This window comes from Epilithonimonas bovis DSM 19482 (assembly GCF_900108115.1).
In the GTDB taxonomy this organism is placed as follows: domain Bacteria; phylum Bacteroidota; class Bacteroidia; order Flavobacteriales; family Weeksellaceae; genus Epilithonimonas; species Epilithonimonas bovis.
In genome coordinates this window covers 24733-36095 of sequence record NZ_FTPU01000031.1, presented here as the reverse complement: position 1 = coordinate 36095, position 11363 = coordinate 24733, and the positions used below count along the sequence as shown (strand labels likewise).

Below are 11363 nucleotides of genomic sequence, written 5' to 3'. Positions count from 1 at the left end.
ACAAATGTTTCAGTAGCAAACAACCCACCATAAACCGAATCGGATGGCTCGGATTGCCCACTTTGGAATACAAGGGCGAAAATTCTTTCTCAAAATAATTCCAATCTATTTTTTCTGAAAGTAGAACAAGTTCATGCTCGTGGTCAATAAAATCCACCAACATTGGGCGGAATAATTCTGGCTTCTTTTCTGGATTTTTCCCCAACATATTTGCAAAGTTTTAAAGCTCTAAGATACAAATTCTTGCAATAAAAAACAAGCTATTTTAAACCCAAAATACTAATAATCAGTAAATTATAGGTGGTTTAAGGAGGGACTAATTAAGCCTAGCTTTGCACCATCAAATGTGACTAGAAATCCAAATGAGGAAAAAAATAGCATTCAAATAATTTTTTTATTGAATGCGTTTTATTTTGTGATAATTCTAAAATCCTATTGTCCTGCAACGCGCTTAGTTAAAGGCATTATCGTAAGTCATAGATGAAAAATCAATTTTCACAATCGCTTTAGAATCTATCGGTTTGCCATCGCATTTGGCCGGGATCCAGGTCTTGTTTACCTTAGCAGCAGCATCTTTTAGGTCTTTCAGAAACGCATCGCTGTTGGCTACTTTAGGTCCGGTTTCTATTTTTGACAACGTCCCGTCTTTATTAATATCAAGTTTAACAAAAAAGAGCCCGTTAATCACGTAGGTGTTCCAGTTAACATTCTGTTGCAGCTTCTCTTTCAATGCTTTGATGTAAGCATCCGTACCTCCTGGGTATTTTAAACTTTGGAATTTTGCAGCATCACAAGAATTGTCTTTTATCTGATAAACACCTCTCAGATTATAGATGACCGCACTACTGCTGTTGTCTATGAGAGGAAGATTATCCATACCTTCTTCTACATCATTTTGTGCAAAAGAAAAACAACTGATAAGCAAGCTTAACGAAAATAATAGTGATTTCATAGATGTTGATTTAGAAAAATTAACTAAAGAAATGTTGTGCCAAAATAGCATTGTTTGGCCATAATCTACAACACCTCTATCTGATTTTTTAATAAATCTTCGAACTCATCTCTTCTTCGGATAAGATGCGCTTTGCCATCCAGGAACATCACCTCAGCAGGCTTTAACCGGGAATTGAAGTTCGAACTCATCTCAAAACCATAAGCACCGGCATTTCTAAAGACAATCACATCACCTTCTCTCACTTCATGGATTTTTCTGTCCCAGGCAAAAGTGTCTGTCTCACAGATATTCCCAACAACGGTATAGATTCTTTCTGGGCCTTTTGGGTTGGACAAGTTTTCGATAATATGATAAGAATCGTAAAACATAGGGCGAATCAGGTGGTTAAATCCGGAATTAACGCCCACAAAAACCGTAGCGGTGGTATGTTTGATGACATTAGACTTCACCAAAAAGTGCCCGCTTTTGCTTACCAGGAATTTCCCGGGTTCAAACCAAAGCTGGAATTTTCTGCCGGATTCTTCCTCATATTTTTTGATTGCGGCATTCACCTTTTTCCCCAAAGATTTCACATCAGTTTCCAGGTCGCCATCCTGATAAGGTACTTTGAAACCGCTTCCCATATCCAGGTATTTCAGGTTAGGGAAATTTTGAGCCAAGTCAAACATAATGTCCAGGCCTTGCATAAAAACATCCGGATCTTTGATTTCACTTCCTGTGTGCATATGAAGACCTTCTACATTGATGTTTGTAGACTTCATAATACGCTCTATATGGCGCAGCTGATGGATAGAGATCCCAAATTTGGAATCGATATGGCCTGTTGATATTTTATAATTACCTCCGGCAAAAATATGCGGGTTAATCCTTACAAAAATCGGGTAAGAATCCCCAAACTTGTTCCCGAACTGCTCCAGGATAGAGATGTTATCAATATTGATATGCACCTTGTGTGACATCGCCTCCTCGATCTCTGCAAGATCTACGCAGTTGGGTGTAAAAAGGATCCTTTCATTTGAGAAACCGGCTTTCAGGCCTAGTTTTACTTCGTTGATAGACACGCAATCAAGAGAGGCACCCAGTTTCTCAACATATTTCAGGATATTAATATTGGTCAAAGCTTTTGCAGCGTAGAAGAACCGGGTGTTTTTTGAGAAAGAAGAAGTCAGTTTCTCATATTGTTCGCGGATAGAGTCAACGTCATAAACATACACGGGTGTACCGAATTCCTGTGCTATACTTAGCAGGTCCTGATTGGTCATATTCTTGATTTTTTAAAAATAAAAAGGCAGATTCTTATAAAAAGAGTCTGCCGCAATAGGTATCTTTTGCACGCAACTCTTCTATACATTCCAAACCTTGGAAAACCTTACAGCTCCCTTTTTACCGATTTTGTTCTGCTTAAAATTGTGCATTGCTTTGTTATAAAATTTTCGCAAAAATAGATGTTATTTGTAAATCCCGCAATCTTTTGGGATGATTTTTATTTCGGGCAGCTTAATCCGCCTTCCGCTCCCAATCTTTTTGGCAGACGATTTCCGTATAAATAGAACTTATGGGTTGGCAAAAAAGGATTTCCGCTCAAGTCGGGCTGCGGGGATTCTATATAGAAACACATTTTTGTCATTCCGTAGAATCTAAACGGTTGTGATTCCTACGGATTGACAAAGACTGATTTCACATAGAAAACTTTTGTGTCTTTTGTGGTTAAAATTATTTTTCCGGAAGCTGAGACACCTCAAACTCATTTCTCAAAAGTGCCAGTAGCAAATCGTTTTGTAGATCTAAGGTAAATTTTGGGACCGGCATCATGCGCTTTCTGATCTTCTCCAAAGACTGGATCTGATGATAAAGTTCATAAAAACCAAAACCTGTCAGTTTACCCTTTTCCAGTACCAGAAAAGACTTCTCACCCAGCGTTCTTCCCGCGGCAGACCAAACCTCGTTTCTGTTTTTAAGCTTCAGTTTCTGTGTAAGCTCGGTAAAATCCTGTATCTCCGGTCTGGACTTAATGTAATTAATCGCTTTCAGGCCCTGAGTAAAACTTTTGAATCTCAGCAAAGGCTTAACTTCCTGGTTTTTTGATATTTTTTCCAAAATCCATTTGTTCTTCCTGTAAAACAGCCCAAATGGCAGGTTTTGTCTTTTTTGGATGCCTTTGTTCTGCATCATCAATTTGGCAGTCAGGTCGGTGCCGGTGAGCTCATAAGAGATCTTCTCTGTATCTTCCTGTATGTTTTTGTATTTTTCCTTATCCGAGTCAAAGATTTTTTTGGCGGCTTTATAAAGATCATCTGCTTCATCAGAATAGATAATTTTACCATCACCGTTCTGGAAATAGAGAATCCCTCTCTGGTTGGGGAGGTCTTCTGTCAGCAGGCGGATCTTATTGATATAATACTTAGCATGATTCTCCTCCTGCAGAGTCTGGATAATCTCATTATCCTTATCCTTGATGATCAGCAATTTCAAGAGATCCAAAGTTGCTCTTGCATCGCCACTGGCGCGATGCGCTTCGCTTAAAGGAATCCCGATTGATTTACAAAGTTTGCTGAGTGAATAGCTTTTCTCGTCCGGAATCAGTTTTTTAGCTAACGGGATTGTGTCTAAGGTATTGATTTTGAAATCATAACCAAGCCTTTTGAATGACTGGCGAAGCATCCGGTAATCAAAATCAATATTATGCCCAACTAATACAGAATCCCGGGTAATCTCTACCACACGTTTTGCAATCTCATGGAACTTCGGCGCTGTGATAACCATTTTTTGGCTAATGCCAGTCAGTTTCTGAACAAAAGATGTGATCTCTGCCTCCGGATTAACGAGTGAGATAAACTGGTCTGTAATCTCGTGACCGTCAAATCTATAAATGGCGATCTCGATAATACTCTCTTTCCGGAACGGTGCGCCGTTACTTTCTATATCTATTATGGCGTACATCTGCATCTATGCAATCAGCATCTTTATGTTATCTTCTTGTTTTCAGCCCAAACATGCCCATCACAAACTTGGCACCTTCCCTTGCAAGCGTTGTCATAAAGGTTTTTCCGGCACGGCTTTCCATTACCTGCTCCAGCATCCCTGGCTGTTCCTTTGTTTGGGAAGTGCGTCTGCCTGCTGGCGGCGTTGGTATATTGGTTTGTGTATAATCCTGGATTCTTTTATTCAGGATTTCGTAAGCACTTTCTCTGTCAATGGTTTGCTCATATTTCCTGACCAGTGCAGAACTGCTGGTTAACTGGTCTATTTCTGATGCGGTTAAAACATCCATGCGGCTTTCCGGCGAAATCAGATAAGTCTGCACCAGCGGCGTTGGGATCCCTTTCTCGTCAAGAGCTGTTACAAAAGCTTCACCAATCCCAAGATTCTGGATCAGTTCGCTGGCTTTATAGAACTCTGTTGTTGGATAGTTTTCTACCGCTTTGTCAATCTCTTTTCGGTCTTTGGCAGTAAAGCCTCTCAGCGCGTGCTGGATTTTAAGGCCTAGCTGGCTTAAGATATTCTCCGGGACATCGCCGGGTATTTGAGTGATAAAGTAAATCCCGATTCCTTTTGAACGAATCAATTTGACCATGGTTTCAATTTGGGAGAGCAGTGTTTTCGAAGCTTCGTTAAAAATCAAATGCGCCTCATCTATAAAAAGAACCAACTTTGGCCGTCCGCTGTCGCCTTCCTCAGGAAAGGTCATATAGATCTCCGCAAAAAGCGAAAGCATAAAGGTTGAGAACAAGTTGGGTTTGTTTTGGATATCATCAACACGGAAGATGTTGACAACGCCTTTCCCATCGCGGGTTTGCAAAAGGTCATTAACCTCAAAACTAGGTTCGCCAAAAAAAGCAGCAGCGCCTTCCTGCTCCATTGCTACAATAGATCGCAAGATGGCGCCCAAAGAAGCAGGAGCGATAGAACCATAATTATCCGCCAAATCCTTTTTCCCAATAGGATTGTCTGTGACGTACTGAAGGACTTTTTTCAGATCCTGAAGGTCAACCAGCGGCAAAACCTTGTCATCGCAATATTTGAAAACGATCGACATAATGCTCTGCTGCGTATCATTAAGCCCAAGAATCTTGCTGAGCAAAATAGGACCAAATTCTAAAACGGTTGCTCTCAGTTTCACGCCTTTTGCGCCGGAAATCGTCATTAGCTCTACCGGGAAACTCTGTGGAGAATAAGGCAATTGCGTTTTGGCATACCGTTCTTTTATAATATCATTTTCGGTGCCGGCTTCTGCGATGCCGGAGAGGTCACCTTTGATATCCATCACCAAGGTCGGGATTCCGGCATGTGACAATTGTTCTACAAAAACCTGCAGCGTTTTGGTTTTACCCGTTCCGGTGGCACCAGCTATCAAACCGTGCCTGTTGACAGTTTTGAGAGGAATAGAAACATTGACTTCGGGAACAACTTCGCCGTCCAGCATCCCTTTTCCCAGGATAATATGTTCGCCTTTTGGATTGTATTTTGAGTTTAGATCGGTTATAAATTTTATTTTGTCTGCCATTTGTGGAAAATTATTTTTCAAAGCTTAAATTTAAAAATAATTCTCTGAAATCAATCTTAAATTTAATTTTTCTAAGACTTATCTTTGCACACAAGAGTTTTGAGTATGAGAGCTTACAACAACAAGAACTTCCTGAAAATACTGGTCAGTCTCCATAAGAGCGACACGATCAAGATCCTTTTCCCCTCGATGTGTCTCATGGCGCTTTATTCCTATGGGATCTACTTTGTGGAAATAGAATACCTGAGACTCAGTTCAAAATCTATTGTGAGCAATGTCGGCCTTGTGCATTCACTTTTGGGTTTTGTATTGTCTCTGCTTTTGGTTTTCCGGACCAATACTGCCTATGACCGCTGGTGGGAAGGCCGAAAACTCTGGGGAAAGCTTGTTAACGACAGCCGTAATTTTGCCATAAAAATTAATACCCTATTGGGAGACAATGTGAAAGACAAACAGCAGATCGCAAAATACCTGAAGCTGTTTCCTCATTTCCTAAGCCGCCATCTTTCCAAAGAATCTACGCGATTGGTTTTGGACGAAGATTATTCGGACCTGGAGCATAAACTGAAGCACCATTCGCCCGTTGAGCTGATCTATCTCCTGACGGCAAAACTCGCTCAACTCAAAAAAGATGGGAAAATCACGGATAATGAGCTTATCTATATGGACTCTCAACTGTCCGGTTTTCTGGATGTTTGTGGAGGTTGCGAGCGGATCAAAAATACGCCAATCCCATTTTCTTATTCCTCTTTTATCAAAAAATTTATAGTAGTCTATGTTCTGGCGTTGCCTGTGGCCTATGTTGTAAATATTGGATATTTTATGATTCCGCTTACCGTTTTTGTCTTCTATGTTTTGATGAGCCTGGAAGTGATCGCAGAGGAAATTGAGGACCCTTTCAACAATGATGAAAATGATTTGCCAACGGAGTCTATTGCCCAGAACATCGAAAGAAATATTGATTTAATTTTAAACAAAGCCTAATTGTGACAAAAAAACTGAAACTCGAAGAACTCGGGAGAATAGATGTAGAGACATTTAAAAAAACAGCAAAAATCCCCTTGGTTGTGGTTCTCGACAGCGTAAGAAGCATGCACAACGTAGGTGCCATTTTCCGGACGGCTGATGCTTTTTTGGTAGAAAAAATCGTGCTTTGTGGCATTACACCACAACCGCCACACCGTGAGATCCACAAGGCTGCACTGGGCGCTACAGAAAGCGTAGATTGGATCTATGAAGAGAGTATCAACACCGCTATTGATAATCTCAAAAAAGACAACTTTGAGATCATTGGGATAGAACAAACATCGGACAGTCAACTGATCACGGATTTTATCATTAATCCTGAGAAAAAATACGCCTTGATACTGGGAAACGAAGTGGATGGCATTAGCGATGAAGCGCTGCCTGATATTGATACTTTTCTGGAAATCCCACAATTGGGTACCAAGCATTCTCTCAATGTAAGTGTTTGCGGCGGGATTGTAATTTGGGAGTTTGCGAAAAATCTGAGCCTCAAAAAATAAAAACTGCAAACACCAAAAGTGCCGCAGTTTGAAATAAATCTAATAAAAAGTAAAAATGAAAGGCGACAAAGATATATTTTTTAGTTAATACAACGCAATATATTTTCTGTAAATTTTAAAAAATTTCATAAAACATTCTTCACAAAGGATTTTTTGTACATTAGCATCATGTTTATCAGAGATTACATATCCAAAGATTATCCTACCTTCAATTCCCGCGACTCTATCGAGGAGTCTTGTGAGATTGCAAAAGAATTTGGTTACTCCCACGTTTTTATTGTAAAGAAAGGTATTTTCCAGGGTTGCCTCAGCCAGTCTTTTTTGGAAGACAGCCCGGAAGGGAATCTGGATAGCCTCAACATGCACTACGAGCGTTTTGCCATTATAGAAGACAGCAGCATTCTAGACAGTATCAAGCTTTTTCACACTTTCAGTGCCAATGTGGTACCAGTTATTTCTAAGGATGAAAAATATCTTGGGTATATCTCTTGCGACGATATCTTTAATGAATTTTCCAAATATCCGCTGTTTTCCGAAAATGGCGCCATTTTGACGGTGAAAACGACCGGCCTGCATTATTCAATGACAGAAATTTCTCAAATTATCGAGAGCAACAATGCGAAGATATACGGTATGTTCATCAATGCTATCAAAGAAGACGGCATCGAGATCACACTGAAAATCAGTAATGAAAACCTAAGCTCTATTGATGAAACATTTGAGCGCTACGGCTATACAGTCCTCAATAAACATTATGATGATGAGAAGGATGAACTCATGAAAGACCGCTTTGGTTTTTTTCAAAAATTTTTGGAGATCTAGATTATGAAAGCAGCTATCTATTCTCAAAAAAAAGATCTGGATACGTTCCTGTATCTCAACAAGTTTATTTCTGAATTGGCTCTCAGGGATGTTTCCGTAGTTCTGCATGCAGATATGGCAGAACGGCTGAAGTTTACCAAAGACTTTGACACCTTCTCCGGCAAAGAGGAACTGCGTCAGAAAGACGTCAATTTCGTTTTCAGTTTTGGCGGTGATGGTACGATCCTTAATGCGCTGACATTTATCCAGGATCTGGAGATCCCTATTATCGGAGTCAACACCGGCAGGCTCGGCTTCCTGGCCAACTTTAGCAAAGAGGAAATCTTTAGCGAATTAGACGCCATCATTCTGGACAAAAACTATAATATCAGCAAACGGTCGGTGATAAAAATCACTAGCAATGATGACGCTAACATAGATTTTCCTTTTGCCCTTAACGATGTCAGTATTTCCAGGAAAGAAACGACATCGATGATTACGGTAGAGTCTTATATTAATGATGACTTCCTGAATGTGTTTTGGGGTGACGGCCTTATTATTTCTACGCCTACGGGCTCTACGGCCTATTCCCTTAGCTGTGGCGGGCCAATTATCTCGCCGGCCAATGATAATTTTGTCATCACACCTATTGCGCCGCATAACCTGAATGTGAGGCCACTGATCGTAAAAGATGACACAAAAATAAAATTAACGGTTAAAAGCCGAGTGCAGGAGTATACACTCGCATTAGATTCCCGGTTATATCATATGCAGGTAGGTAACGAAATCATGATCGAAAAGGCCGGTTTTTCGCTTTTCCTCATCAAACCAAAAAAATTTAGTTTCTACGAAACCATCCGTCAAAAGCTTCTTTGGGGAAATGACAAGAGGAACTAATGACGAAGAAAGCATTCTTAACATAGTGTATTAAAAACGAAATTATAATTATTAATAATTTAGTAACTTTACAATCCAAAAAACCTAAAAAATTATAATAAAATGAGCAGAAAATTTCCGGCAGGAGTTGCCACTGGTTCTTTAGTAACAGAGATATTTGAATATGCCAAAGAGAAACAATTTGCGCTTCCCGCTGCTAACGTAATAGGTTCCAGCAACATCAACGCAACTCTGGAAACTGCAGCAAAACTAAATGCTCCGGTTATCATCCAGTTTTCTAATGGTGGTGCGGCTTTCAATGCCGGGAAAGGACTGAGCAACGATGGTCAAAAGGCGGCAATCCTGGGCGCTGTAGCTGGTGCAAAACATATCCATACTTTGGCTGAGGCTTATGGAGCTACCGTAATCCTGCATACAGACCATTGTGCTAAAAAATTGTTGCCTTGGTTTGACGGATTGCTAGATGCGAGCGAAGAGCATTTCAAAAATACAGGTAAACCATTATTTTCTTCCCATATGCTTGACTTATCAGAAGAGCCTTTGGAAGAAAACCTTGAGGTATCTGCAAAATATTTCGAAAGAATGGCCAAAATGGGCATGACTCTTGAGATCGAATTAGGCGTAACAGGAGGCGAAGAAGATGGTGTCGACAATTCTGATGTAGACAGTTCAAAACTATACACTCAACCAGAAGAAGTAGCCCACGCTTACGAAGTTCTTAACAAAATCTCACCTAATTTTACCATTGCGGCAGCTTTTGGAAACGTACACGGGGTTTACAAACCTGGTAACGTAAAATTGACTCCAAAAATCCTTGATAACTCTCAGAAATTTGTGCAGCAGAAATTTGGGACAGCAGACAAACCGGTTAATTTTGTATTCCATGGTGGTTCTGGGTCTACATTGTTAGAAATCAGAGAAGCAATCGGTTATGGTGTTGTAAAAATGAATATTGATACAGATTTGCAGTTTGGATACACAGAAGGTGTCAGAGATTATATGACAGAAAAGATTGATTATCTGCGTCACCAGATCGGGAACCCAACCGGAGCCGATGCACCTAACAAAAAATTCTACGACCCAAGAGTTTGGGTAAGAAAAGGAGAAGAAACTTATATCAAGAGATTGACTCAGGCTTTTGAAGATCTGAATAATATTAATACACTTTAAATTCATAAATGATAATTGATGAGCGATAGGCGATTTTTCGTTTTTCATCAATTATCAATTATCATTCATCAATTATAGATTATGGCATTTGATTGGTTTAAAAGGAAAACCCAAAATATCACCACTTCTACCGAAGATAAAAAGGATGTTCCCAAAGGGCTTTGGCACAAAACGCCAACTGGTAAAATTATCGAGGCCGAGGAACTTCGCGCTAATAACTTTGTCTCTCCGGAAGATGGTTTCCATGTAAGGATCGGAAGTAGAGAATACTTTGATATGCTTTTTGATGATCAAAAATTCAAAGAACTGGATGCTGACGTAGAAAGTATTGATATCCTTAAATTTAAAGATACCAAGTCTTACACAGACCGTCTGAAAGAAGTCAAATCCAAAACAAAACTGACCGATTCTATCCGTAATGCCACCGGTAAGGTGAACGGCGAAGAAATGGTAGTTTCCTGTATGGATTTTGCATTTATCGGAGGTTCACTCGGTTCCGTAATGGGCGAAAAAATCAGAAGAGCAATCGATTATTGTATCAAAAACAAATTGCCTTATATGATCATCTGCCAGTCCGGTGGCGCAAGGATGCAGGAAGCAGCTTACTCTTTGATGCAATTGGCAAAAGTACAGGCCAAATTAGTACAGCTTTCGGATGCGGGTTTACCTTACATCGCTTATTTGACGGATCCTACATTTGGCGGCATTACGGCGTCTTTTGCAATGACAGCCGACCTTATCATTGCAGAACCAAGCGCACTGATTGGGTTTGCAGGGCCTAGAGTTATCCGTGAGACAATTGGTAAAGATTTGCCGGAAGGATTTCAGACTTCTGAGTTTTTACAGGAAAAAGGCTTTGTAGATTTTATTGTTAAAAGGACAGAAATCAAACAGCAGGTTTCCAGAGTTGTGAAACTTTTGACTCACGAATATCATTAATTAAATTACTGAAACTAAAATATACTCTCTCAACTCTGAGAGAGTTTTTTTATGAGATTTATAGGGATTTTTTTTAGAGCACTGAAATCATTAACCTTTAGTAAATTATTGAAGGTTTTTTCGATAGGGATTATGCATCCGCTTTTCGCATTTCTTTATACCTATGCCAGCTTACGGGCTTTTCAGAAAGCCAAAGAGTTGTACCCAAAAACCAATTCCAATAGCGGCAAAGGCAACGCCTTCCGTCATGCCTATTGGTGCTGCCTGATTATGATGTATTTCTGCAAGGTTTCTTCTCCGGAAAAATCCTTAAAATGGTGTAAAAAACTGACAGATATGCACGAAGATCTTTTCCCAAACCAGCCTTTGGAAACCAAAATGGACCGTCATAATAACCAGGTTGGGATGGATTATTTTATGAGTCTTCTACCAGGCGTCCACCGGCAGTTTTTTGAAAGCAGTTTTTTTGTGGACGAGCTCAGGAAAAAAACTAAAAATGCCGTTTTGATAAAATCTTTAGATGAGCAGGTTGGCAATGACGTTTTGATTTACTTAGAATAGAAAATATTTT

At 39.9% G+C, this 11363-nt stretch carries 11 protein-coding genes and 1 pseudogene; 7 read left to right on the top strand and 5 right to left on the bottom strand.

Annotation, left to right across the window (positions count from 1 at the left end; genetic code table 11):
• The 5 genes and pseudogenes from B0B05_RS12290 to B0B05_RS12270 all read right to left on the bottom strand — a co-directional run.
• Positions 1-208 (bottom strand): annotated as a pseudogene (locus B0B05_RS12290) (IS5/IS1182 family transposase); the annotation flags it as partial.
• A gap of 243 nt (positions 209-451) precedes the next feature.
• Positions 452-952: an energy transducer TonB gene (locus B0B05_RS12285; RefSeq protein WP_076783931.1), complete on the bottom strand. Its 501-nt coding sequence runs from the start codon at positions 950-952 to the stop codon at positions 452-454.
• A 65-nt stretch (positions 953-1017) separates the two neighbouring features.
• On the bottom strand, positions 1018-2217 hold the full coding sequence (gene lysA, locus B0B05_RS12280) for a diaminopimelate decarboxylase (protein WP_076783930.1): 1200 nt from the start codon (positions 2215-2217) through the stop codon (positions 1018-1020).
• 451 nt (positions 2218-2668) lie between these two features.
• Positions 2669-3895, bottom strand: coding sequence for a 3'-5' exonuclease (locus B0B05_RS12275; protein ID WP_076783934.1), 1227 nt, complete (start codon positions 3893-3895; stop codon positions 2669-2671).
• A 28-nt stretch (positions 3896-3923) separates the two neighbouring features.
• A complete protein-coding gene (locus B0B05_RS12270; RefSeq protein ID WP_076783929.1) occupies positions 3924-5459 on the bottom strand; it encodes a helicase HerA-like domain-containing protein in 1536 nt (511 codons plus the stop codon).
• 105 nt (positions 5460-5564) lie between these two features.
• Here B0B05_RS12270 and B0B05_RS12265 point away from each other — a divergent pair, with 105 nt between their 5' ends.
• The 7 genes from B0B05_RS12265 to B0B05_RS12235 all read left to right on the top strand — a co-directional run bounded on the left by B0B05_RS12265 (position 5565) and on the right by B0B05_RS12235 (position 11353).
• Positions 5565-6443 carry a bestrophin family protein gene (locus B0B05_RS12265; RefSeq protein WP_076783928.1) on the top strand — a complete coding sequence of 293 codons (879 nt, stop codon included), beginning with the start codon at positions 5565-5567 and terminating at the stop codon, positions 6441-6443.
• 2 nt (positions 6444-6445) lie between these two features.
• Entirely contained in the window at positions 6446-6985 is a 540-nt protein-coding gene (locus B0B05_RS12260; RefSeq protein ID WP_076783927.1) for an RNA methyltransferase, read from the top strand.
• Between the two features lie 168 nt (positions 6986-7153).
• Positions 7154-7807 carry a CBS domain-containing protein gene (locus tag B0B05_RS16765; RefSeq protein WP_076783926.1) on the top strand — a complete coding sequence of 218 codons (654 nt, stop codon included), beginning with the start codon at positions 7154-7156 and terminating at the stop codon, positions 7805-7807.
• Positions 7808-7810: 3 nt separating this feature from the next.
• Positions 7811-8683: an NAD kinase gene (locus tag B0B05_RS16760; protein ID WP_076783925.1), complete on the top strand. Its 873-nt coding sequence runs from the start codon at positions 7811-7813 to the stop codon at positions 8681-8683.
• Positions 8684-8785: 102 nt separating this feature from the next.
• A complete protein-coding gene (gene fbaA, locus B0B05_RS12245) occupies positions 8786-9853 on the top strand; it encodes a class II fructose-bisphosphate aldolase (protein WP_076783924.1) in 1068 nt (355 codons plus the stop codon).
• An 81-nt stretch (positions 9854-9934) separates the two neighbouring features.
• Positions 9935-10792 carry an acetyl-CoA carboxylase, carboxyltransferase subunit beta gene (gene accD, locus B0B05_RS12240; RefSeq protein ID WP_076783923.1) on the top strand — a complete coding sequence of 286 codons (858 nt, stop codon included), beginning with the start codon at positions 9935-9937 and terminating at the stop codon, positions 10790-10792.
• A gap of 51 nt (positions 10793-10843) precedes the next feature.
• Positions 10844-11353: a DUF6973 domain-containing protein gene (locus B0B05_RS12235; RefSeq protein WP_076783922.1), complete on the top strand. Its 510-nt coding sequence runs from the start codon at positions 10844-10846 to the stop codon at positions 11351-11353.
• The last annotated feature ends 10 nt before the right edge of the window (positions 11354-11363 follow it).

Excerpts from the sequence above, each read along its gene's own strand:
- B0B05_RS12285 (WP_076783931.1), bottom strand. The coding sequence starts at position 952 with ATGAAATCACTATTATTTTCGTTAAGCTTGCTTATCAGTTGTTTTTCT.
- lysA (WP_076783930.1), bottom strand. The coding sequence starts at position 2,217 with ATGACCAATCAGGACCTGCTAAGTATAGCACAGGAATTCGGTACACCC.
- B0B05_RS12275 (WP_076783934.1), bottom strand. The coding sequence starts at position 3,895 with ATGTACGCCATAATAGATATAGAAAGTAACGGCGCACCGTTCCGGAAA.
- B0B05_RS12270 (WP_076783929.1), bottom strand. The coding sequence starts at position 5,459 with ATGGCAGACAAAATAAAATTTATAACCGATCTAAACTCAAAATACAAT.
- B0B05_RS12265 (WP_076783928.1), top strand. The coding sequence starts at position 5,565 with ATGAGAGCTTACAACAACAAGAACTTCCTGAAAATACTGGTCAGTCTC.
- B0B05_RS16765 (WP_076783926.1), top strand. The coding sequence starts at position 7,154 with ATGTTTATCAGAGATTACATATCCAAAGATTATCCTACCTTCAATTCC.
- B0B05_RS16760 (WP_076783925.1), top strand. The coding sequence starts at position 7,811 with ATGAAAGCAGCTATCTATTCTCAAAAAAAAGATCTGGATACGTTCCTG.
- fbaA (WP_076783924.1), top strand. The coding sequence starts at position 8,786 with ATGAGCAGAAAATTTCCGGCAGGAGTTGCCACTGGTTCTTTAGTAACA.
- accD (WP_076783923.1), top strand. The coding sequence starts at position 9,935 with ATGGCATTTGATTGGTTTAAAAGGAAAACCCAAAATATCACCACTTCT.
- B0B05_RS12235 (WP_076783922.1), top strand. The coding sequence starts at position 10,844 with ATGAGATTTATAGGGATTTTTTTTAGAGCACTGAAATCATTAACCTTT.